Raw genomic sequence first — 22,454 nt, 5'->3', positions numbered from 1 at the left:
GGCAATGGGGAAATGGGGGAATTCAACTAAAACCCCAACACCCAAAACCTTCTAACTGATCACTGATCACTGATTTTTTGCAGTCGCTCTAGCAAGAGGGCGACTTTTTTGAGATCTTTATCACCAGGCGATCGCTCAACGCCGCTAGACACATCAATACCCTGGGGGTGCAGCCTGGTTAAAGCTTCACCAATATTATCGGGGTTGAGTCCTCCGGCGAGAAACCAGGGCAAGGGGGGCGAAAAACTGGCTAAGGCTTGCCAGTCTAAGGTATGTCCCGTACCGCCGAGTAATTGGGGATGGTAGGCATCTAAAAGTAAAGTATCGACGCTATTGAAGTAAATTGCCGACTTTTCCCAACTTTCTCTGTCTTTGATCCGCAAAGCCTTGATAATTTCCCGGTCGGGTAATAATTGCCGCAGCCTTTGGCAATATTCGGGAGATTCCCTACCATGTAACTGCACACTTGTCAAGGGGGTTTTAAAAATTATTTGCTGAATAATTTCGGGTTGCTCGTCGGCAAAAACCCCGATAAAATCAATTTTTTCGGGTATAGCGGCGATAATAGCGTTAATTTGCTCGATTTTGACGTAACGAGGCGAACTTGGTACGAGGATAAAACCTAAGGCCGTAGCTCCTAAATTAGCGATCGCTTGTCCTTGGTCTGGTTGGGTAATGCCGCAAATTTTAATTCGCATTTAATCTTATTCACAAAACGTTACAAAAACTGTTAAGTATTCAAACAAAAAGCAGTTTCGGGTCAAGAGCTTTTTATAATGCCCTGTGATTAACAAAATCTTATCAAGACTGGAGTGCCAATGATCCCTTCCACCTTACTTTTAGCCACTGCTCAAACCATTCCCTGGAATTTATCCGTCGGGATTACCATGACCTTAGCTAACCTAGTAGCCTTCGTTATCGGTTATTTTGCCATCCAAAATACCGGGGCCGGCCCTGCTTTACCCTTACCGCAGTTAGCCTCGAAAAAAAGCTTCGGTCTGCCAGAATTATTGGCTACCATGAGTTTTGGCCATATTCTCGGTGCGGGACTGGTTCTCGGTCTTTCTAATGCGGGTATTCTCTAATCAGTAATCAGTGACCAGTAAACCTCAGAGAGAGGAGTAAGAAGCCAGTAGTCAGGAGAACTAGGCATAAAGAGATTTTAGGCAACTTCATCCCTATTTTTCCCATTTTTGAACTCTCAAAAGTTAATTATGCCAGAAGTCTAGTAATCGTCCAGATCGGGTGATTATTCTGGCTGCTGGCGAGAAAATTAAGAAAGCAGTGGCCCAAGTCGAAGCTGGATACTTTGCTGACGAAGAAGAAGCAGTATTTGCTAAATCAACTCATGAAAGTTAGATAGCTGCGGAAAGAAGTATCGAAAATAATTGGTAAATCCGAACGTTGCCAATCGCTTAATTAATCGTAAATATTGCCTCTAAAGTTAATCTCATAAATAAAGATTTCGTCTGTCTCCTTGCCGATTTCAAAAATAACTCGCATTTTGCCAACACGAATTCTGGAGAATCCTTTCAACTCACCTTTGAGTTTTTTGATATCAAGTTCTTCAGGGGGATAAACGTTTTGAGTTTCAAGGCAGGTTTTGAGAATACTAATTTTAGTCAAAACAGATTTTCGGCTATTGGCATCTAGTTTCTCCAAAAATTTATTGGCTGATCTACTGATTCTGATCTTCACGATTAAACCAGTCTGTAATATCAACGAAGCGGTCGTCTTTGTAATCAACAGGATTAAAGTTTGCTTCTATGTCAGCTTGTTCTATATCATCAACATAGGGAATCAGCATCTCGAAGAATTTAAACCATTCTTCCCGCATAACTTCGCGGACGCTTTCCTTGATGATAGTTTTGAGCATTAGAGCATCTAAGGTGTTTGCCGGCTCCATATATTTTCCTCCAATCTACTTGAATTCTAGCAGCAGATCAAGAAAACGGGTTTCTTACAGCAGTTATCTTAAGGATTTTAGTTTTCTCAAGCCACTGTTCGAGGCAAGTCAAGAGATTGGGAGAGATTCAGGTAATCTAAAAATAGGCGGTTAAAGTGGGTCTTAGCTTACCTGATAACGTTCTTAAAATCTATCTTCAGTAAAAGTTACTCATTTTAGCTATCTAGCTATATAAATGAGTAACTTCAAAAGGTTTTAGATAGGTTTTTGGTTTCTATATTTAACCCCGATCCTCACAAACAAAGTCCACTACTCGATCGATTTCCCGGGATGAGCGGATGCGACGACTACCGCTGCCGAGTTCGCCACCACGACAATTGGCCCACCAACGTTCGCGACTGCCATTAACGATCGCATCAAATTCTCTAATTCTGCCACTATCATAATAACTGCGGCGATCGACGACAAAACGACCGATATTGGGGAGGCGAAATTCTTTGTAAAGATTATCTTCCCAACCGCCACCAGAATTACCGTGATGGTTGTCGGTGCGTACCTCAAACTCGCCCCGACAACCATTTCTCACCACAATATTGCCGTTTTCGAAATCCCAATTACCCTCACAGGGAGCAGCGGAGCGAGTGCGGATTAATCTGACTTGGGCCCGTCTAGCGTTGACGGGACAGCGAGTAGTGCGACCGCTTTGACTTTCACAATTAATTCTCGTGGTTCTGGCCGCTGCTGGCTCGCTCCCCAGGGGATAAATTAGCAACAAACCGAGACTAGATAATAAAATTTGGCGAAACATTGTTTTTATCTCCAAGAAATTCTCTAGTTTATCTTACAGGGGTATCAAGAAAATGAGTAGTAGTGCTTGAAGTGCCTTAATCAACAAAAAAGAAGGGTGATTTAACTTCACCCTTCCCCCTATTCGGTAAATTTTCTTGCCATCTTTAGAGAGCGTTACCGCGAGGTAATACTTCTTCAGGGAAGATAAAGTTTTCGTGGGGTTGGTCTTGGGGAGCCATCCAAGCTCTCAGACCTTCGTTAAGCAGAATATTTTTAGTGTAGAAGGTTTCAAATTCCGGGTCTTCCGCCGCTCTCAATTCCTGAGAAACGAAGTCATAGGCCCGGAGGTTAAGGGCTAATCCCACCACACCCACAGCACTCATCCATAAACCAGTCACGGGGACAAAGAGCATGAAGAAGTGTAACCAACGTTTGTTGGAGAAAGCGATGCCGAAGATTTGCGACCAGAAACGGTTCGCAGTGACCATGGAGTAGGTTTCTTCCGCTTGGGTGGGTTCAAAAGCTCGGAAAGTGTTGGAACCTTCACCGTCTTCAAACAGGGTATTTTCTACGGTCGCTCCGTGAATAGCACAGAGAAGCGCACCACCGAGGATACCAGCTACACCCATCATGTGGAAGGGGTTCAGGGTCCAGTTGTGGAAGCCTTGGAAGAAAAGAATGAAACGGAAGATACCAGCCACGCCGAAGCTAGGGGCAAAGAACCAGCTAGACTGACCGAGGGGGTACATCAGGAAGACACTGACGAACACCGCAATCGGGCCAGAGAAGGCGAGGGCGTTGTAGGGACGAATGCCGACTAAACGGGCGATTTCAAACTGACGTAGCATGAAGCCAATCAGGCCGAAAGCACCGTGCAGGGCGACAAAGGGCCATAAACCGCCGATTTGACACCAACGGGTGAAGTTACCTTGGGCTTCCGGTCCCCAGAGAAAGAGGATGGAGTGACCGAAGGCATCGGCGGGGGTGGAGACGGCTACAGTCAGGAAGTTGCCGCCTTCCAGGTAGGAACTGGCTAACCCGTGGGTGTACCAGGAGGTGACGAAGGTGGTGCCGGTTAACCATCCACCTAGGGCCATGAAGGCGCAGGGGAAGAGTAGTAAACCAGACCAACCGATGAAGACGAAACGGTCTCTTTTGAGCCAGTCATCGAGAGCATCAAACAGCCCTCTTTCTGGGGCGCGTCCGACAGCAATGGTCATGGGGGTTTTCTCCGAAAAATGTATATTATTGCTAAGATTCCGCCCTCTCTTCTCCATCTATCCGAGCAGGCGAGCAGATGTGTGGAAGAATTGTGAGAAATCTTTACTTTTCTTAACTTACACTATATTGGAAAAAATGACCAATATTTTTTAGGTCGATCTTAAGAAAATCTAAAATTTTTCGGGAGATCACTTCCCGCGCCCTCAAAGCTGTTGTCATTGGCAAATGCGGCAAAATCCGCTTGAGTGGGATGCTAGACCCCTCTGTGCGGCAATTATGCCCAAATTGAGGTGATTAAACCGCCTAGTGTCGTATTGGGTTTTATTTAGTGGTGTTGGATCTATGCAAGTGGGATAATATAGAGGGGGTTGCTCGATCGCAGGAGGCGGTATAAGGCGTTGCTGAATCGAGATATGAATACTAAAGGAAGCGATTGTGCATCGTATCCACAAGTTAACTCAGTTTTTGGTTTTAAGAATTTCCTCAAAGACAATTCATCCTTAAAATCAGCAACGCCCAGTATAATTAATGGTTATGTGGCAGACTTGGGTTCGTCACTTTCAGGAGGATATTGCTCAGGTGGTTTTTTTTGCCCTACCGGGGGGGAAGGCGGCTTGGCCCGTTTCTGATGCATTTCCTTAGTCGGATTTAGTAACTCTGTCCAATCTCGAACAAGCTTGTCAAGAACATTCATATTTTCAGACTCTTGCTTAGAATCGCAAGACTCTTGCCCAGAATCATACATTAGAACTCTCCATTTTCAGGTCTATCGTCAAAATTATAACATTCCTCAAAAGACCATCCCATCAGTTGACCATGAGATTTTATATTTCTAGCATAAAAGTAAATCATTATAGTTTTAATTTTCTCTGGATATTTATCTGTTCTATGTATGAAATCGCAGTATATATCGTCCGATTCCCCCGGTTCAATTACAATGATTTCACCTTTTTTTTTAGATCTACCTTTTTTGAATATATTCCTGGAAAATCGATTTGTAAATTCTCAAATTGTTCCGCTTCTTGGATAGAGTAAATAACATCTTCTATAATAGGTGATACCCAATTAATTCTTGCTTCGACGTGATCAATCCTTATTAGCACATTACCAATATTTTCTATCTTTGCAATAATACGAATCAACAAAATTTTGTTGTTTAGTAGCATATTGCTATGAATGCAATGATGAGTGATTTTGTGAGTAATTATCGCCTTGGGTTGAATTTGTCTTTTCTGCCAAAACCAAATTGCAGTGGCAAAAATACCAACAATGGTGACGATAGACTGAAGGGTTTGAGCTACATTTCTGATCACTTCACTATTTGATACAAACCAGTTAAGTGATATCTGAATATTTGTCATAAATTGGTTTAAAAATTGCATTTTTTTATTTTTAAGCTAAAGTGTTTGAGAGCAGATATTCTGTTTTTTGCGACTAGCAAATTAATCAATATACCCCAATTGTTTTATGATTTGTTGTGCGTCCGTCCTAGTGCAATCGCTATCGCTGTAGGGTGCGTTCCCCGAAGCCTTTGGGTTTTGCCAACCGAATTCGGACAGAACCATAATAACAATTGTACTTAACTATGTACAACTCTGATGAGCGTCAACATTGTCAACTTTAGTGCGATCGCCGATCTTGTAGGCTGCATTCCCCACGACAACTCCTAATTACTTCGCCAATAAATTCCTGGGAACGCACCAAGATTATGGACTTTAAGCAAGCGATCGCATCTCAAGGGTGCGTTCCCCCAAGCCTTTGGGTTTTGCCAACCAGATTTGGACAGAACTATAATAACAATTATACTTAACCATGTACAACTATGATGAGCGTCAACATTGTCAACTTTAGTGAAGCCCGAAAAAACTTTAAATCTGTCAAGATCAATGGGCAAATTGGAAAAGAAGTCATTGGAAAAATTGATATGCCTGAACATAAATCGGCTCTGAAAGAATTAGACAGGGGTCGTCTGCTTTTTTATGTGACTTTTGCAGGCGGCAAGGGATACCTTGATAATAAAATATTTCTAAGGGATGTTATTAATGCGTGAGTTAAAATATATAGCTGAAACTCCACTTAATCATAGGAAGGATTACGGTCAGTTTTTTACACCTATGTGCGTTGCTCGCCTCATGGTACAGTGGGTTTTAAAAGATAATCCAGAAACAGTATTAGACCCAGCGTTTGGCTTAGGCGTTTTTTATGATGAAGCAATAAAAATACCTTCAGGTAATCAAGTAAATTTCATTGGATATGAGATTGATAGAAATATATTTGAGTTTCTCAATCGTAATGGTGACAGTCCTTATTTGAGAGTTATCAATAGTGATTACCTCGAAGCTGAAACTGAAAAATTTGACGGTATCATTTGTAATCCACCATATATGCGATTTCAGAAATTTCTTAAGCGTCATGATATATTACCAAAAATTGAAGAAAAAATAGGGAAGAAACTTATCGGTTACTCTAATATCTCTTCCGTATTCCTTGTCAAGTCTTTAAGAGAACTTAAAATCAATGGTAACTTGGCGTATATTATGCCTTTTGAATTTTTTAATACTGGCTACGGAAAAGAAATCAAAAAAAGTCTCCTTGAAAATCATTTATTGAAGCAAATAATAATCTTTGCCAATGAAAAAGAAATTTTCCCAGAGGCAACGACAACTGTTTGTGTGCTTCTTTGTAAAAATGACGGAAAAAAAGAAACCATTAAAATTTTACAGATCAAAAAAATTGATGAAATAGATAAAATATCTGATATTAGTAAATTCTATCAGTGGGAAATCGAACCATCGAATTTACCATACAACCAAAAGTGGACACCTATCATTTCATCATTGTTCACTGAACAACTATCTCCAAATGGCTTCTGTAAGTTGTCCCTATACGGTACGTTTACGAGAGGTATTGCTACTGGCGCAAATGAATTTTTTGCGTTAAAAAAATCAAAAATTGAGCAACGGAAGTTAAGTGATAACAATATTTGTAAGTGTATTACAAAAAGCTCTCAAATCCGCAAAGCAGTATTTACTGAGCATGATTTTAATATACTATACAATGAGGATAAGCCAGTCCATTGTTTAGATGTAAAAGATCACGACAACTCTGAAATACGAAATTACATAAAAGAAGGCGAAAAATTGGGATACCATGGGAGGTATCTTACAAAAACAAGGAACACCTGGTACAAAATTGAAAAGAGAAAACCGGCTCCAATTTTATTCGGTGTCTTTAGCAGGGGCAGGTTAAAAGTAATACGCAATTTCACAACAGCAATAAATTTTACCTGCTTTCATTCCTTTTATCCAAATAAATTCGGAGAACAATGTATTAATAAATTATTTGTGTATTTGCTCAGTGATATTGGACAGGAAATAATAAAAATAAATAAACGAAGTTATGGTGATGAATTAGACAAGTTTGAACCAAGGGATTTGAACGATAGCCTATGTCCAAGCCAGAAACAATTTGAAATGATCAGTGATGAAGATGCTGAAGAAGTAATTAGTATTGCACAAAATGATCACCAAAAAGCAATTCTAATGAGTAATGCTCTGATCAAAAGACTTATGGACTCCCAACAATGCGCTGCAGCGGACGGCAATTCCGCTGCGCTCCATAGTGCGATCGCTATCGATGCAGGGTGCGTTCCCTAATCTGGATCCTACTGCTGCACCGATAGATTTTTGGGGAACGCACCATGCACATTCATTGAAGCAAGTGATTGCCAGCTAACAACGTCTCTGCACACCGACTACTGAATGAAAGTCAATCGGTTATGATGCTAGGGTTATCCCCACAGTGAACAGCAATCAGTGAACTGAAAACTCACCTCTGATCTCTGACTTCCCAACCCCTGCTATACAATGGTTTTTGACTTGTTTTTTGGAAGGGAACGCTAAACTATGTATTCGATCGATATTACCCTGAAACTTTCGCCCATCCCCATTTCCGTGCAGCGCAAGGAAGAAGCAGGAGCAGACTCTTTGTATCAAACAATTATTAACGCCATGCGATCGCCTAATCCCGAATTATTAGAATTAACCTGCGAAAAACAAACCGATAAAAAGGTGGCGGTTTTGAGCGATCAGATCAGTGCGGTGATTGTGTCACAAAAATCCGGGGCTGCATCCACCGGTAGAGTGCCGGGGTTTGTCACCTTAGCCACAGAATAGTTCTTGAATCAGTTATCAGTGAGCAGTAATCAGTAATCAGTGACAAGAAAACGGCAACCGCCTAGATAACACTTTCCACTGAAAACTCAAAACTCAAAACTGATAACTGATAAGCTGTTCATAATTTAAATTGCTCGTTGAGACGAGTCAAGAGGCACTCTTGCAAGAGGCAACAGTAAAGGGATTGGAGGAGATTGGGCTGATCATTAAGAATAAGCGGTTTAAATAGGGTTTGCGGCAAAAAGTACGGGCGAAGCATTCGGATAGAAAATCTACGGTTTCATCGATAGGTTATTGCCCGAATGCTTCGCCCCTACAGGACTCGGGCCGATGAAGACGCAAGGTTTGGAAGCACGATTCTCTCAAAATCTTGTACCTGTGGGAGCAAGAAAAGCCACAAAACCCCTATCTTGCCTACATTTCACATTTATTCAGCAAGCCCTAAATAAGTCTTAGCTTAACTGATAACTGATAACTGATAACTGATAATTCATGACTATAAAAGTAACAGACCTCTGCTTTAGCTGGCCGAATGGGAAATCAGTATTAAATGGCTGCTCTTTACAAGTTCCTAGAGGGGAATTTTGGATGTTGTTGGGGACAAATGGCAGCGGTAAATCAACCCTGCTGCGGCTCTTAGCGGGATTATTAAAACCTAGTCGCGGGGAAATAGAGATACCTAACCCCCTCGGTTTTGTTTTTCAAAATCCCGACCATCAGTTAGTTATGCCAACAGTGGGGGCAGATGTGGCTTTTGGGTTGGTATCCGAGGGTTTATCCACGCCGGCAATTCGGGCGCGGGTGCGGGAATCCCTAGGGGCGGTGAATTTATTAGAAATGGAAAAACGACCGATCTATGCTCTCAGTGGCGGACAAAAGCAAAGAATCGCCATTGCGGGGGCTTTAGCTCGTCATTGCGAGGTTTTGCTCTTTGATGAACCCACCGCCCTTTTGGATGGGGATACCCAAATAGAATTAGTCTCTCAAGTGCAGAAATTGGTCAAAAACCGAGGGATTACAGCCCTTTGGGTGACGCATCGCCTGGAGGAATTGGATTACAGCGATGGGGCATTTTTGTTAGAGGGGGGTAAGGTAACGGATCGGGGAAATCCCCTAGACTTAAAAGCGAGATTATTGGCAAGTGTGGCGGTTGAATCTTAAATTTTTTGTTAATATCATTAGGATGCTGTTTTTTAGAACTGCCCTTAATGCTACACCAATTACTCTCAAAGCCATGGTTAATTCTTCTGATCGTTCCCTTCTGCTGGTTGACGGCTACAACGTCATCGGCGCTTGGCCGTCCCTGAAAAAAATTAGCGATCGCCACGGTCTCGAACCAGCGCGAGACAAGTTAATTGAAACCCTAATCGGTTACACCCACCATCAGGGTTATCAAACCCAAATCGTCTTCGATTCCTACCTTCAAGATACCCCCGGCAGCCAAGAACGCTACACTAACCATTTATCGGTTTATTTTACCGCTCACGCTCAAACCGCCGACACCTATATCGAGAAAACCTGCGCCGATTTTTGGCACGATCGCGCCCCAGCTATCGGACGGATTATCGTCGCTACCTCTGATAATGCCCAAAAAATGACCGTTATGGGTTATGGGGCCCACTGGATTTCCGCTCAACGTCTGGAAGTCGAGGTGGATTTAACCGGTCGTCGTCTGAGAAAATCCCAGAGTTCTTCTCAAAGTCCCAAAGGGCGTTTTTTATTCCATTCTCTCGATGCTCAGGTGCAACAGAAATTAGAGAAAATGCGCCACGGAATTAGTTATCAAAAACCTTGACAAATTACCCCAAATATGTATCGACAAAATCCCCATTAGAGGCACAGGTAACTGTGTCTCTAAGCTTTTCAAGGTCAGTTGCGGTTCAGGGGATTTTGTCAAAAGCTGGCCCATCTAAACCACTGGTTTCACAGCTGCAATTCTGCTAAACCTAAATAATAAATTCCCGTGGGTGTCACTTGGAAGCGACAGGGTAAAACCTTGACTCCTTTAGCCACTGCTTGACGCAATAATTGCCCGTATTTAGCATCCTTACTATCCCCCGGAGCAAATCGGTCACAATCACCCCGATTAATAAAGTAGAACATAATCGCCTCCGCTGCCGGCAATAAAGCCATTAATTCCTGTAAATGCTTCTGTCCCCGCGTGGTGACAGTATCGGGAAAAAGTGCCGTTTCTCCCTGATTCCAAGTGGTATTTTTAACCTCGATATAGGTGAGGGAATTATCCTCATGGGTCAAAAGAAAATCAATTCTACTGCCATTATTTTGACCGTAGGCCACTTCCGATCGCACTTCGGTGTCATTTTTGACCAAATCGGGAAAAACTCCCTGCAACAGGGCATTTTTCACCACCTGATTAGGAAGATTGGTATTAACTCCCACCCAAGTTTCCCCCAGTTGAATCATCTCCCAGGTATAAGCTAATTTTCGCTTCGGGTTATCACTGCGAGAAAGATAAACCGGTTGACCTTCTACGCATACATCGGTCATCGGTCCGGTATTAGCGCAATGGGCCGTAATTAATTCTCCGTTGTCCAATTGTATATCGGCAAAAAAGCGTTTGTAACGTTTAATTAAAATACCCTTGACAAGAGAAGGGTAAGTGTGAACTAACAAGGGAGTCATCAAATTTCTGCCGAGGAATATAAGGTAAAGAATAGCCTTTTTTTGGGAATCTTAACCTGAAGACAGTAGATAGGGATTTAGGGAGATAGGGAGATGGGGAAATTTCGGCTAAATTCCCCACTACCCCACCACTCCACCACCCAATTCATAATTCATAATTCATAATTCATAATTCCCAACCCCTATTCCCGAAAAACTGATAACCGCTCAGGTACAATAAAACCTTGAGGCTTAATAGACATTGAGATTATGGGTAACACTTTCGGACGACTATTTCGGGTTTCCACTTTTGGAGAATCTCACGGGGGTGGGGTAGGAGTGGTTATCGATGGTTGTCCTCCGCGCTTAGAAATTTCCGAAGAGGAGATACAAATCGATTTAGACCGTCGCAAACCGGGACAAAGCAGAATCGTGACCCCGCGTCGAGAAAATGACATTTGTGAGATAATTTCGGGCGTTTTTGACGGCAAAACCCTCGGTACACCGATCGCTATTCTAGTGCGGAATCAGGATGCTCGTTCGCAAGATTACAACGAAATGGCCGAGAAATTCCGACCTTCCCATGCGGATGCCACCTACGAAGCAAAATACGGCATTCGCAACTGGAAAGGAGGAGGCAGATCCTCGGCCCGGGAAACCATCGGCCGGGTGGCCGCAGCAGCGATCGCTAAAAAAATCCTTAAATCTGTCTATAATGTCGAGATTATCGGTTATGTGAAGCGAATTAAAGATATTGAGGCAATCATCGACCCCAACACCGTCACCCTCGACGAGGTGGAAAGTAATATAGTGCGTTGTCCCAACGGGGAAACGGCCGACCAAATGATCGCCCTGATCGACCAAATTCGCCTGAATAAAGACTCGATCGGCGGTGTGGTGGAATGTGTAGCCAGAAATGTGCCGAAAGGTCTAGGAGAACCCGTTTTTGATAAGCTAGAAGCCGATTTAGCTAAGGGGATGATGTCCTTACCCGCAAGTAAGGGATTTGAAATCGGATCGGGATTCGCGGGAACCTTCTTAACCGGCAGCGAACACAATGACGAGTATTTTATCGATGATAACGGGGAAATTCGCACCACGAGCAATCGTTCGGGGGGTATCCAAGGGGGAATCAGTAACGGTGAAAATATTATTATCCGCATCGCTTTTAAACCCACCGCAACTATCGGTAAAGAACAAAAAACCGTGACGCGCAGCGGGGAAGAAACCACCCTGGCAGCCAAAGGAAGACACGATCCTTGCGTTTTACCCCGGGCCGTCCCAATGGTAGAAGCGATGATGGCTTTGGTATTATGCGATCATCTGCTCCGTTTTCAGGGACAATGTACGATTAGCGATCGCTTTTTCTAAACCTTTACCCGCGATGAAATTTTTATTCCTTCATTCCAATTTTCCCGCCCAATTTCGCCATTTAAGCACGGTTTTGGCTCAAGACCCCCGAAATCAAGTTATTTTCGGCACTACCCGGCAAGAGGGAGAGATAGCGGGGGTAAAAAAATTTATTTACAAGGAAAGTCGCGCTGTTTCTCCCCAAACCCATCATTATGTCCGTCCCCTCGAAAGTGCGGTTTTACAAGGTCAAGCGGTTTATGGTGTTTGCCAACAACTGAAAAATCAAGGATTTTATCCCGATATTGTCTATGCACATTCTGGCTGGGTGCCGGGCCTATTTATCAAGGATATTTTCCCGAAAACTAAGTTTTTAGCCTATTTTGAATGGTTTTATCATGCCCATGGTTCCGATGCTGATTTTGATCCGGCGGATCCCCTCAATGCTGATGCCGAAGCCCGGATTAGAATTAAAAATGCGACGATCCTCATCGATCTGGTCAGTTGCGATCGAGGTTTATCGCCGACTATCTGGCAAAAACAACAATTTCCCCCAGAATTTCACTCGAAACTGACGGTTTTACACGATGGCATCGATACAGACTATTTCTGTCCCCGTCCCGATGTGCAGTTAGTGATTCCAGAGATAGGTTTAGATTTATCGGGTGTTAAGGAGATTGTCACCTATGCAACCCGGGGAATGGAGCCCTATCGCGGTTTTCCCCAATTTATGACGGCTGTTTCCCTAATTTTAGCCCGTCGGCCTAACTGTCATATCGTGATTGTCGGGGAGGATCGGGTCGCTTATGGGAAAACTCTACCGGACGGCAAAACCTATAAACAATTGATGTTAGAAAGCCTTTCTTTGGATTTATCCCGGGTGCATTTTACCGGTTCTCTGCCCTACGGTCAATATAAACAGGTTTTACAGGCATCAGCGGCCCATATCTATCTTACCCGTCCTTTTGTGCTTTCTTGGTCAATGTTAGAGGCCATGGCCATGGGTTGCGTGGTGATTGGTTCCGATACTCCCCCCGTGCGAGAATTAATTACTGATGGGGAAAATGGTTTATTAGTGGATTTCTTTTCTCCCCAACAAATAGCCGATCGCGTGGATGAAGTGTTAGATTATCCCCAGGGTTGGCAAAATCTGCGTTTAAATGCCAGGGAAACTATCAAGCAACGCTACGACCTCAAACAATGTTTACAGAATCATCTAGATTGGTTATTGAGTTGATCAAATGAGAGCATTTTCAAAAAAATACTGTCTTTCAAAGGATTCATATCGCTATTAAATTCTTTCTCTTACAATCCTAATTCCTTCCCAAGCAGGAATATTACCTGCTCGTCTTTCTTCTAATAATACGGAGGCGATGAAACGGTTAAAAACTTGTTCCCTTGTGATGGAATATTGAGAATTTAATTCTCGGCATTCTGCAACTGTTAAGTTAACCCATAATCTTTATATAGGCAGAAAAAATTACCATTTTATATTGTTATGTTGATTCAATAATTTTTATCCCTGCTCTAAATTCCCGCAGTGCTTGAGCATGATTTTCTATACCAATACAACGCATCAATAAATCTACATCTAAACTCGGTAAAAGTTGCGATTTACTAACAGCCTCATATCCCTCATTTCCTAAACTATAAAACAATAACTCGTCGTTCATCCAAAACCAAACTTCAGGAATTTGTAACCGTTTGTATGCTTCCAGTTTATCAATTCCTCCACTACTAACAACCACCTCAATCACTAAATCAGGATGTTTTCTATTGGCTCCCAACTCATAGGATTTATCACCTTCTCTTTTAACCTTTTCAAATTCATTTTCTAAGGTGACAGAACCAGTAGGAGTAAAATCTAATCCCAAAAATTCTAAATAAATTTCTAGTAAAGCACCAATACGTTCTTTGATAGTTTCGTGTTTTTTCCCTGGCATTTTTCTAATCTCCAAAACTCCATCTAAAAAAGATAACCTTAACCCTGGGCGATCAATTAGCTGTTCAACAGCTTTAAATTCTCTCCAGGTTAAGTCACTAATTAAAATTGGTTCTGCTTCTCGTTCAATGAGTGTAGTTATCATAATTTAAACCCAAATTTAGAGCGTGAATTTTGTTGACTATGATATGATATAAAAACAGAGTATCATAAAAAACATCATGCAAGCATACAAACTCAAAGGAAAAATTGATCAATCTGGTAACTTGCTGATTACCGAACCCCTGAATTTACCCCCCGGAAATGTGGAAATTGTAGTTTGGGCAGCCACAGATACCCTTGATCATACCACAACCCCAACCACTGAACCAGCACCAGAAACACCAAAAAGAAAATCTAGGATCAAAGCATTTCAGGGTTTATTTGAAAATGCCCCTGCCATTCCGGCAGACTTTGATCCAGATCAAGCTAAATATGAATATTTAAAGGAGAAATATAACCTGTGAAAATCCTGATAGATACTAATATCATTATTGATAATGCCTTAGAAAGAGAACCTTTTTGGAATGCAAGTGAACAAGTTTTATCACTAATTGAAAAAGGCACAATTGCAGGTTATATTTCCGCCTCAACTTTTAGTGATTTGTATTATATTATCCGTAAGGCAAGAGGTCGAGATTGGACGCTTACTTATTTAAAGCAGTTAATTACTTTTTGTCAAATTGCTACAGTAAATCAGGCTGCAATTATAATGGCTTTCACAACCAATTTTCAGGATTTTGAAGATTCTATTCAATACTCTACTGCGGTAGTTAATAAATTGGATGCAATTATTACCCGTAATCCTCAAGATTTCCCCATTGTCACACCACGAATTATCACTCCTGAACAATTAATTGCCGAATTAACCAACTCTCATTAGCAAATTTAGTGGTTTTAATAATGTATCGGGAGCATAAAAAATGTCTAAACTTAAAGAGTTCATCTATTACCAAAATTCTATGACTCGCTGGTTTAATATTGCAGATCCCTGTTCAGACGATATCCACTATATGCTCTCTCCCACAGTCAGATTACCAGATTTAGAGGAGCTAATTCAACAACGTAGTTATTTTGTTCTTCACGCACCACGACAAACGGGGAAAACCACCGCTATGTTATCCCTAGCAAAACAATTGACTGATACTGGAAATTATGCCGCAGTCATGGTATCTGTAGAAGTAGGAAGTACATTTAATCATGATCCTACTGCCGCAGAATTAGCAATTTTAGGGGCATGGTATAATACAATTGAGGATAGTTTACCGACCGAATTACAACCTCCTGCTAAACAATGGCAACAGGAAGAACCAGGAAGCAGAATTAAGGCTTTTTTAAGAGGTTGGGCAAAAGCTATCAATCGTCCCATAGTATTATTTATAGATGAAATTGACTCTTTACAAGACCAAACATTAATTTCTATTTTACGACAGTTAAGAGATGGTTTTCCTAAACGTCCAGAAAATTTTCCCTCGTCAGTAGGATTAATTGGTTTACGAGATGTGAGAGATTATAAAGTAGCATCGGGAGGTAGTGACAGATTAAATACATCCAGTCCTTTTAATATCAAAGTTGCTTCTCTGACTATGAGAAATTTTAATCTCGAAGAAGTGGGAGAATTATATCAACAACATACAGCAGCAACTGGACAAATTTTCACATCAGAAGCAATAGAAACAGCTTATGATTTAACCCAAGGACAACCTTGGCTAGTCAATGCTTTAGCTAAAGAAATTGTAGAAAAAATGGTAAAAGATAGAAGTATTACTATTACTAAAGAACATATCTTAACAGCCAAAGAAATATTAATTAATCGTCAGGATACTCATTTAGATAGTTTAGCGGAAAAACTCAGAGAAAAACGAGTTAAAAACATTATTCAACCGATTTTAGCAGGGCAAACCTTACCCGATACCCTGGCAGATGATAGGCAATATTTAATAGATTTAGGATTATTACGACGTGATCCGATGGGGGGATTAGTTATTTCTAACCCCATATATCGTGAAGTTATTCCCCGCGTTTTAGTCCAAGGAACTCAGGACAGTTTACCTTTAATTAGTCCTAGTTGGTTGACAGCAAAAGGTGAATTAAATATAGATGCTTTATTAACAGCATTTCTCAAGTTTTGGCGACAACAGGTCGAACCATTATTAAGTAGTGCTGCTTACCATGAAATTGCCCCCCATATTGTATTAATGGCTTTTTTACATCGTGTGGTTAATGGTGGGGGAGTTTTAGAAAGGGAATATGCAATTGGTAGTGATAGAATGGATTTATGTCTGCGTTATAAAGATGTAATTTTAGGTATTGAATTAAAAGTATGGCGGGATAAAAAACGCGATCCCCAAGCTGATGAAATTGAACAATTAGAATCTTATTTAGGGCGTTTGGGTTTAGATTTTGGTTGGTTATTTATCTTTGATAGGCGGAAAAATGCCTTACCAATGGAAGAAAGGTTATCAACTGAAGTTGTGGTGACGGAAAATCAATATAGAATTACTGTGATTCGGGCGTGAGTCTTTTAAAAACTTACTGTTTGCGTTACATTTCATTAACCCACCCTACAGGATTAACTTTGAGAATTTTGCTAAACTAGAAATAGGTAGAAAACGAGGAAATATAAAGTTATGACAGTTGCTAATTCATCACTTTCTCAACAATACATACTTGATATTGAACCAGAAGGACGTTTAACTTTACCGCAAGAAATCCAACAAATTCTTAATTTAGAATCTGGATATAGATTAATTTTAACTCTGGAAGATAATGGTATATTACAATTAGTTAGTCTCAAAAACCAAGTTAAAAAATTAAGAGGTTTATTAAAAGATAAATCACCTGATAGAAATTTAGTAGATGAACTTATTCAAGAACGCAGACAGGAGTATTTAAGTGAATAAATCTGTGTTAGATGCTGCTGCCTTTTTAGCTTATCTTAGAGATGAACCAGGAGCAGAAATTGTAGAAAATGCCTTGATTAATGGGTGTTATATCAGTATTATTAATTGGGTAGAGGTATTATCGAAAATTGTTGACCTAGGAGAATCCGCAGAGGAAATTATTAAACGATTGAGAGATGAAGGATTATGGCTCTTCGTTACTTGGTATGATTCGATAGGGGGGCATAAATCGACTAAATCCTTCTCTGGCAAGAGACTTAATTGATGAGTTCGCTCTAGATAAAAAACAATTGACAAAAATCGCCAAATGCCTTTCTACATAAGAGTTCCATCCTTTATAATCCCAGTCCATTGCATAACACAAACCGAAGAACCAAGGAATTATTACAAAATAGTCCAGAAATTCTAGAAATAGATCTAGCGATTCTAGGCAAAAAGCTAACGAAAGAATTAGGAATAGGAGCGAGCTTACTAGGAATTATTATTAATAAGTGAGAGATGGTGCGGCGGACTTTTTCGATCTAAAACCATGAAAAGCTTATGATATATGGATTTCAGCCTTCTTGTCCCCCTGTCAGATTTTTGATTGTTGTTAGTTGATAAAAAAGTGATATGCTAAATAGATACGGCAATATTACCCAATAAAATCATCAATGAGTAACCGATATACTCGGTAATTGCTTAGAACTGGATTTATTAGGTAACAATAATGACCAAATTTCCCTGCGAATAAAGAATTATGCAAAATCCTAAACAACTAATTGAGAAAATATTCAATGAAACAGGTCAGTCTGAAAGAGATGCTGAAAACCTTGCTAATGCTTTAACAAGACTTACAGGTGATTTGTATACAGAAACAGAACGATTTATCTTTGAACTCTTGCAAAATGCTGATGATATACCTAATGAAACTGGTCAAGTAAACGTACTATTTGTCATTCTCCGCGAACATTTTTTGATTTTGCATAATGGTAAGCCTTTTGATAGCACTAATGTAGACGCTATATCGAGTATATCCAAAAGTACAAAAGTCAATAATTCTGAGCAAACAGGTTATAAAGGTATAGGGTTTAAATCTGTATTTGCGGATTCAGAATGTGTATATATTAATTCTGGTAATTTTTCATTCAAATTTGATAGAAATGACAAAAGACATAAAAACCTTGAGAAAACTCCTTGGCAAATCAAACCTATTTGGATAGATAAAAAAGAATATCCTGTAGAAATTCAGCAGTATCAACAATTTTTTACTTTTCCTGTTGCAACTGCTATTTATGTGGGACAAGCTAAAATTAAAGAATATAAAACAAAGTTAGAAAAATTATTTCAAGATCCTAGATTAATTTTATTTTTACGTCATGTTCAAAATATAAATGTTATAGGCTTAAATAATATCAACATAGTTGATGTCTCCATCACCAAAGAAAAGCAAGGAGGAAAATACAAAATATGTAGAAATAACCAAATTACTTATTGGTTAGTACAGGATTTTGATTTTAATGTGCCTAAACAAGTTAAAGACAAAATGGAAAGCGATAAAAAAATACCTGATAAACTAAAATTAATTGAACGCTCGAAAATTACCTTTGCTGCTCAACTTATAGATAATAAACTGGTTGCTGTCAATGAAGAAGATTCTGTTTTATTTACATATTTACCAACCAATGTAAAAGAATATAAATTACCTTTTTTAGTTAATGCTGATTTTCTAACTACAGCTAACCGACAAGAAATTCATCATGATAATCCTTGGAATATATTTCTTTTTGCTAATATAGCTTATTACTCGTTAACATGGATAGCTGAAGTTGCTAAAAAGACAGAATATAGAAACCAAGTTACTAATATTTTACCATCTAAATTTTCTTTGAACTTAGCTAAAAGTGAAACTTTTATCTCATTTAATCAAGAATTTGATCAAGCTCTAGAATTAATTGCTTTTATTCCTTCAGAACAAGATAATAAATTATTAACTGTAAATAATTCTATTTTAGATGAGACAGAAATTACTAAAATAATACCAGTTGAAACTGTAAGAACATCTTTTGATTCTAAACGATACTTTATAAGTAATTCATTACTCAATAAAACAAAACTAAAGAATTTTGGTGTTAAAATTTTTGATGTAAAATCCCTTGGTAGTTTTTTGAAGTCCATACATTACCAAAATATTGTTAAAAGCAACCCGCAGCTTATTTTTCAAGTATTAGCTCATTTAAAAACAAAAAACTTATCTAATAGAGAATTACTTTCTATAAAATTTATTTTGGATGAAAATAGTAATTTGGCTAGTCCTGATCTATTATATTTCCAAATTATTGAATCAGAGAAAGAAATAAAAGAAATATTAAATTTCGATATTTTTTATTTTATACATCCTGATATAGACGAAAAACTTAGACAAGACCAAGAACTCTTTGCATGGGCAAAAAATAATTTAAGAATTAAGATTTTTAATGGTTACGAAATATTGAAAGAAAGAATAAATCAAGCTAAATACAAACCAGATGTAGAATTATCCTTAGATAACTGTATAAATTATGTCAGATTTATTTTTAAATATTATTCTCAACTGAATTCTGAACAATGTCAAAAATTAAATGAATTACAATTAATTTATCGTAATCCAAAGGATAATAAATATTATCTTGATTGTGCTTGTAATTTTTATTTATCCGATTTTTATAAACCTCAATATCCAACAGAGGAAGTAGCAAATTTAATTGGTATTGAAAATTTTAAGTTTGTTATTCATAATTATTGTGAAACTCCAGCTACAGTTAGTAATTGGAAAGATTTTTTCTTATTTATAGGTGTTAAAGATCCTAATGGATTAGATATTATATCTAACACAATAATTCCTATGATTACCAATAATGCAATTAATGATTCCAATACCATTAATATTACCAGATATATTTTTAATGTTTGGAAAACATTATCATTGAGTAATGAGGATATTGAATCACTTCATAAATTACCTTTATTAACTAACAATGGATTAGAAGTAGCAAGTCAATGTAACTTATCTGAGTTTTATACAAATGAAGAGTTGGAAGATATATCACTATTAGAGGTATCATTACCTAATTTAATCAGTAATAAATATTATCAAGAAGGAGATTCTATTATTGAATGGAAAAGGTTTTTTACTGGTGTCTTAGGAGTATCTGACTTAAAGGGTGTTGATTTAATTAGAGAGAAAATTTATCAAGTCCTCAATAACCCAGAGATTATAACATCTGAAAATGCTGTTGATATATGCAGAAAAATATTTACATATCGTACCTATTTAACTCAAGAAGACTTTCAGAAATTATGTGGATTAAAACTTTTGGTCAGAAACAATAATTTAGCACTAGCTAAAAAGTGTTACTTATCAAATTACTATAATCCCCAGCAAAATTTAGAAACTTTCTATGAAGATACTGATTTTTATCAATTTGTTAGTTCTAAATATTCCGAACATGAATCATCTAATAAAGAGCAATGGAAGGAATTTTTTATAAATATAGGAGTAGAAGAGAAAGTCAGATTTTGGATATATAATGATAAGCGAGAAATTCAATTTTCAACGCAATTTGAAAAAGAATACTTAGGAGTTATTGGACTTGATTCTAATGAGCAAAAACACTTTTTTCAAAATTTTATTTATTACCCCCATTATCTGTACTTTAATAATTTTAGATTTTCTCAGAAAATATGGAGGTATATAAATGATAATTGGGATAGATTAAATTTAGGACAGCAATCAAAAGTATGGAGAAATAATATTCCAGTAGAAGTAATTTCCTATTTTCAAGTTTCAGTAAAACATAACTACTCAATTCCTTGCTTTGATGAAAAATGCCATAAGTCATCTGAGGGTATATACTCTAATCGAATCAGAGAACTCGTAGGAGATTGCTACAATGTATGTATATGTAGCTTGAAAGAAGAAGTAGAAGATTTTATTGGTGTGAAGCGAGAGCTTAATGTAGAAAGTTGTTTAACTATCTTAGATGATATTGCTGAAAAATATACTGAGCATACCAACAAACATGATAGACGACTAAATCAAGTCTTTGAACATTTTTTAAGATGTATTATACAAGGAATAAATGAAGAAGATAAAGAAAAAATTAAAACTTGGATAAATAGTGGAAAATTACTAACTTATGATGGTAAATTTCGTTTTATTAATGATTTATTCTATTTTAGTACATCATTGAAATTACCTCCTAAGCGCAACTCTAGTTTAGTAAAATTTGCTGATTCTGGTGTAAATTGTTCTCAATTTGAAACAATACTTGATATTTTAAGAGTTAAAAAAATCACTATTGAGGATATGGATATTAATTTGGATAAAAGTGAAATTGATAACTATCTACCTGGTTTAATTAAAGCAAGGTCTATATTCATAGGTATATTACTTACTGGAAAACGTAATATTTTAATAGAGGAGCAAATTAAAGAGAAAGTAGATAACATTCGATTTTATAATCCTCATAAAATTCTCATGATGTGTAGTTTAATAGACTATAAAGAGTCTTTACATAATTACTATGATAAAGATAATAATTCTATTTATTATGTAAGGAAGTGGAATAGTATTAAAAATGTTAATTTGGGTAAACATTTACTTGATGCTTTGAAGTTAGATAAAGTGAAAATTACAGAGCAATTAATGTTACAGTTACTAGATGATGAGATTGAAGACATCAAAGAATACTTACTAGAAAATGGTTATGATATTGGGGATATTACTGAAGAAGAAAAATTTACGCCCCCTCCAGAAAATATCCAAGAACCACTAAATCAAAAAAATATATCTAATAACTCTAGATTTGTTTATTCTCCTGGTGGTACAGGTGAGAATAAAGAGTATTGGGGAGAATGGGGTGAGAGAAAAGCAAAAAGAATGTATAAATTACTAGGTTATTTTGCTGAAAAACAAAGTGATTATTTAGCTTTAGGATATGATTTTTTGTGTAAAGATTCAAAAGGTAAAAATATTTACAGTGAAGTCAAAACTATAAGTTATAACAATCCTATCATTCGCTTAAAAACAAGCCAGTGGGAATCTTTATGCTCAGAAAATCGAAAGGATAACTATGAACTTGTAATAGTAATTCATAAAGGAGATACATTAATAGAAATTATTAGAGTAAGTTCAGTTTGGGCTACTTTAAAAAATATTTTAAGTAAACTTAACCACCAGAGTATATCTCAAGCTAATTATCAAGGAACTGTTGAAGTGATACTTGGGTTACAAAAAAATCAGGACGGAAACGCTAATGAAATTTTAATCAACTGGCAAAGGCTTTTTAAATCAATACAACATTCCCATGTCAATATATATCCACAAGGGATACCTAATGTTACAAAGGGATCGTGAATGTTTTCAGAAAGTCACTAACTTTCTTTTATCCATTTTACAAGCTCGTCACTCACATTTCTCTTCCCCTTAATATACTGAAATTCTCTCAACCAAAATCTGATTGATAATTTGCTGCTTCAACGAATCC

Annotated in this window: 22 protein-coding genes; 14 read left to right on the top strand and 8 right to left on the bottom strand. The window is 38.2% G+C overall.

Annotation, left to right across the window (positions count from 1 at the left end; genetic code table 11):
• Positions 1-59: 59 nt before the first annotated feature.
• On the bottom strand, positions 60-698 hold the full coding sequence (locus ACQY1X_RS17955) for a phosphoribosylanthranilate isomerase (protein WP_430013264.1): 639 nt from the start codon (positions 696-698) through the stop codon (positions 60-62).
• Positions 699-818: 120 nt separating this feature from the next.
• Between ACQY1X_RS17955 and psaK the strand changes: the two genes are divergently transcribed.
• Positions 819-1,085 carry a photosystem I reaction center subunit PsaK gene (gene psaK / locus ACQY1X_RS17950; protein ID WP_002736399.1) on the top strand — a complete coding sequence of 89 codons (267 nt, stop codon included), beginning with the start codon at positions 819-821 and terminating at the stop codon, positions 1,083-1,085.
• A 334-nt stretch (positions 1,086-1,419) separates the two neighbouring features.
• On the opposite strand, the gene ACQY1X_RS17945 is transcribed toward psaK, so the two are convergent.
• The 5 genes from ACQY1X_RS17945 to ACQY1X_RS17925 form a co-directional block, all read right to left on the bottom strand.
• On the bottom strand, positions 1,420-1,722 hold the full coding sequence (locus tag ACQY1X_RS17945; protein WP_430014961.1) for a type II toxin-antitoxin system RelE family toxin: 303 nt from the start codon (positions 1,720-1,722) through the stop codon (positions 1,420-1,422).
• Entirely contained in the window at positions 1,679-1,906 is a 228-nt protein-coding gene (locus ACQY1X_RS17940; protein ID WP_430013263.1) for a hypothetical protein, read from the bottom strand. Before ACQY1X_RS17940 ends, ACQY1X_RS17945 begins: the two co-directional genes overlap by 44 nt.
• Before the next feature lie 280 nt (positions 1,907-2,186).
• Positions 2,187-2,714, bottom strand: coding sequence for a DUF3011 domain-containing protein (locus ACQY1X_RS17935; protein ID WP_430013262.1), 528 nt, complete (start codon positions 2,712-2,714; stop codon positions 2,187-2,189).
• A gap of 145 nt (positions 2,715-2,859) precedes the next feature.
• Entirely contained in the window at positions 2,860-3,915 is a 1,056-nt protein-coding gene (psbD, locus tag ACQY1X_RS17930) for a photosystem II D2 protein (photosystem q(a) protein) (RefSeq protein ID WP_002737445.1), read from the bottom strand.
• 933 nt (positions 3,916-4,848) lie between these two features.
• Complete coding sequence (locus ACQY1X_RS17925; protein ID WP_149977968.1) at positions 4,849-5,277, bottom strand: hypothetical protein; 429 nt, start codon at positions 5,275-5,277, stop codon at positions 4,849-4,851.
• 461 nt (positions 5,278-5,738) lie between these two features.
• Here ACQY1X_RS17925 and ACQY1X_RS17920 point away from each other — a divergent pair, with 461 nt between their 5' ends.
• The 5 genes from ACQY1X_RS17920 to ACQY1X_RS17900 all read left to right on the top strand — a co-directional run bounded on the left by ACQY1X_RS17920 (position 5,739) and on the right by ACQY1X_RS17900 (position 9,886).
• The gene (locus ACQY1X_RS17920) at positions 5,739-5,966 is read left to right on the top strand and encodes an AccI family restriction endonuclease (RefSeq protein ID WP_002800619.1); all 228 of its coding nucleotides are present in this window, start codon (positions 5,739-5,741) and stop codon (positions 5,964-5,966) included.
• Positions 5,959-7,572, top strand: a complete 1,614-nt coding sequence (locus ACQY1X_RS17915; protein ID WP_430014960.1) for an HsdM family class I SAM-dependent methyltransferase — start codon at positions 5,959-5,961, stop codon at positions 7,570-7,572. Before ACQY1X_RS17920 ends, ACQY1X_RS17915 begins: the two co-directional genes overlap by 8 nt.
• A gap of 249 nt (positions 7,573-7,821) precedes the next feature.
• A complete protein-coding gene (locus ACQY1X_RS17910) occupies positions 7,822-8,091 on the top strand; it encodes a hypothetical protein (RefSeq protein WP_123229920.1) in 270 nt (89 codons plus the stop codon).
• A 492-nt stretch (positions 8,092-8,583) separates the two neighbouring features.
• Positions 8,584-9,252 (top strand): energy-coupling factor ABC transporter ATP-binding protein, encoded by a 669-nt coding sequence (locus ACQY1X_RS17905; protein WP_430013259.1) that lies wholly within the window; start codon positions 8,584-8,586, stop codon positions 9,250-9,252.
• Between the two features lie 22 nt (positions 9,253-9,274).
• Positions 9,275-9,886 (top strand): NYN domain-containing protein, encoded by a 612-nt coding sequence (locus ACQY1X_RS17900; RefSeq protein WP_016516428.1) that lies wholly within the window; start codon positions 9,275-9,277, stop codon positions 9,884-9,886.
• Between the two features lie 128 nt (positions 9,887-10,014).
• Here the strand turns inward: ACQY1X_RS17900 and sfsA are convergent, their stop codons facing one another.
• Positions 10,015-10,734: a DNA/RNA nuclease SfsA gene (gene sfsA / locus ACQY1X_RS17895; RefSeq protein WP_130757550.1), complete on the bottom strand. Its 720-nt coding sequence runs from the start codon at positions 10,732-10,734 to the stop codon at positions 10,015-10,017.
• A gap of 249 nt (positions 10,735-10,983) precedes the next feature.
• Between sfsA and aroC the strand changes: the two genes are divergently transcribed.
• Entirely contained in the window at positions 10,984-12,084 is a 1,101-nt protein-coding gene (gene aroC, locus ACQY1X_RS17890) for a chorismate synthase (protein ID WP_430014959.1), read from the top strand.
• A 13-nt stretch (positions 12,085-12,097) separates the two neighbouring features.
• Positions 12,098-13,300: a glycosyltransferase family 4 protein gene (locus tag ACQY1X_RS17885; protein WP_430014958.1), complete on the top strand. Its 1,203-nt coding sequence runs from the start codon at positions 12,098-12,100 to the stop codon at positions 13,298-13,300.
• Between the two features lie 259 nt (positions 13,301-13,559).
• Here the strand turns inward: ACQY1X_RS17885 and ACQY1X_RS17880 are convergent, their stop codons facing one another.
• A complete protein-coding gene (locus tag ACQY1X_RS17880; RefSeq protein WP_430013256.1) occupies positions 13,560-14,150 on the bottom strand; it encodes a Uma2 family endonuclease in 591 nt (196 codons plus the stop codon).
• 76 nt (positions 14,151-14,226) lie between these two features.
• Between ACQY1X_RS17880 and ACQY1X_RS17875 the strand changes: the two genes are divergently transcribed.
• The 6 genes from ACQY1X_RS17875 to ACQY1X_RS17850 all read left to right on the top strand — a co-directional run bounded on the left by ACQY1X_RS17875 (position 14,227) and on the right by ACQY1X_RS17850 (position 22,324).
• Positions 14,227-14,511 carry a hypothetical protein gene (locus tag ACQY1X_RS17875; protein WP_002755003.1) on the top strand — a complete coding sequence of 95 codons (285 nt, stop codon included), beginning with the start codon at positions 14,227-14,229 and terminating at the stop codon, positions 14,509-14,511.
• Complete coding sequence (locus tag ACQY1X_RS17870) at positions 14,508-14,927, top strand: type II toxin-antitoxin system VapC family toxin (RefSeq protein ID WP_002756819.1); 420 nt, start codon at positions 14,508-14,510, stop codon at positions 14,925-14,927. Before ACQY1X_RS17875 ends, ACQY1X_RS17870 begins: the two co-directional genes overlap by 4 nt.
• A gap of 79 nt (positions 14,928-15,006) precedes the next feature.
• Positions 15,007-16,563: an AAA-like domain-containing protein gene (locus ACQY1X_RS17865; protein WP_430015746.1), complete on the top strand. Its 1,557-nt coding sequence runs from the start codon at positions 15,007-15,009 to the stop codon at positions 16,561-16,563.
• A gap of 111 nt (positions 16,564-16,674) precedes the next feature.
• A complete protein-coding gene (locus ACQY1X_RS17860; protein ID WP_002737947.1) occupies positions 16,675-16,947 on the top strand; it encodes a hypothetical protein in 273 nt (90 codons plus the stop codon).
• Complete coding sequence (locus ACQY1X_RS17855; protein ID WP_008204591.1) at positions 16,940-17,212, top strand: PIN domain-containing protein; 273 nt, start codon at positions 16,940-16,942, stop codon at positions 17,210-17,212. Before ACQY1X_RS17860 ends, ACQY1X_RS17855 begins: the two co-directional genes overlap by 8 nt.
• Positions 17,213-17,686: 474 nt before the next feature.
• Positions 17,687-22,324, top strand: coding sequence for a sacsin N-terminal ATP-binding-like domain-containing protein (locus ACQY1X_RS17850; RefSeq protein WP_008204589.1), 4,638 nt, complete (start codon positions 17,687-17,689; stop codon positions 22,322-22,324).
• Positions 22,325-22,454: the final 130 nt, after the last annotated feature.

Origin of the sequence: Microcystis protocystis FBCC-A270 (genome assembly GCF_050500235.1) — a bacterium.
GTDB lineage: Bacteria > Cyanobacteriota > Cyanobacteriia > Cyanobacteriales > Microcystaceae > Microcystis > Microcystis ichthyoblabe_A.
Note: the sequence above shows the minus strand (reverse complement) of the source record. Positions and strands in the feature narration are given on the sequence as shown.

Excerpts from the sequence above, each read along its gene's own strand:
- sfsA (WP_130757550.1), bottom strand. The coding sequence starts at position 10,734 with ATGACTCCCTTGTTAGTTCACACTTACCCTTCTCTTGTCAAGGGTATT.
- ACQY1X_RS17940 (WP_430013263.1), bottom strand. The coding sequence starts at position 1,906 with ATGGAGCCGGCAAACACCTTAGATGCTCTAATGCTCAAAACTATCATC.
- ACQY1X_RS17880 (WP_430013256.1), bottom strand. The coding sequence starts at position 14,150 with ATGATAACTACACTCATTGAACGAGAAGCAGAACCAATTTTAATTAGT.
- ACQY1X_RS17910 (WP_123229920.1), top strand. The coding sequence starts at position 7,822 with ATGTATTCGATCGATATTACCCTGAAACTTTCGCCCATCCCCATTTCC.
- ACQY1X_RS17900 (WP_016516428.1), top strand. The coding sequence starts at position 9,275 with ATGCTGTTTTTTAGAACTGCCCTTAATGCTACACCAATTACTCTCAAA.
- ACQY1X_RS17860 (WP_002737947.1), top strand. The coding sequence starts at position 16,675 with ATGACAGTTGCTAATTCATCACTTTCTCAACAATACATACTTGATATT.
- ACQY1X_RS17905 (WP_430013259.1), top strand. The coding sequence starts at position 8,584 with ATGACTATAAAAGTAACAGACCTCTGCTTTAGCTGGCCGAATGGGAAA.
- ACQY1X_RS17935 (WP_430013262.1), bottom strand. The coding sequence starts at position 2,714 with ATGTTTCGCCAAATTTTATTATCTAGTCTCGGTTTGTTGCTAATTTAT.
- ACQY1X_RS17885 (WP_430014958.1), top strand. The coding sequence starts at position 12,098 with ATGAAATTTTTATTCCTTCATTCCAATTTTCCCGCCCAATTTCGCCAT.
- ACQY1X_RS17875 (WP_002755003.1), top strand. The coding sequence starts at position 14,227 with ATGCAAGCATACAAACTCAAAGGAAAAATTGATCAATCTGGTAACTTG.
- aroC (WP_430014959.1), top strand. The coding sequence starts at position 10,984 with ATGGGTAACACTTTCGGACGACTATTTCGGGTTTCCACTTTTGGAGAA.
- ACQY1X_RS17920 (WP_002800619.1), top strand. The coding sequence starts at position 5,739 with ATGATGAGCGTCAACATTGTCAACTTTAGTGAAGCCCGAAAAAACTTT.
- ACQY1X_RS17865 (WP_430015746.1), top strand. The coding sequence starts at position 15,007 with ATGACTCGCTGGTTTAATATTGCAGATCCCTGTTCAGACGATATCCAC.
- ACQY1X_RS17955 (WP_430013264.1), bottom strand. The coding sequence starts at position 698 with ATGCGAATTAAAATTTGCGGCATTACCCAACCAGACCAAGGACAAGCG.
- psaK (WP_002736399.1), top strand. The coding sequence starts at position 819 with ATGATCCCTTCCACCTTACTTTTAGCCACTGCTCAAACCATTCCCTGG.
- ACQY1X_RS17915 (WP_430014960.1), top strand. The coding sequence starts at position 5,959 with ATGCGTGAGTTAAAATATATAGCTGAAACTCCACTTAATCATAGGAAG.
- psbD (WP_002737445.1), bottom strand. The coding sequence starts at position 3,915 with ATGACCATTGCTGTCGGACGCGCCCCAGAAAGAGGGCTGTTTGATGCT.
- ACQY1X_RS17925 (WP_149977968.1), bottom strand. The coding sequence starts at position 5,277 with ATGACAAATATTCAGATATCACTTAACTGGTTTGTATCAAATAGTGAA.
- ACQY1X_RS17850 (WP_008204589.1), top strand. The coding sequence starts at position 17,687 with ATGCAAAATCCTAAACAACTAATTGAGAAAATATTCAATGAAACAGGT.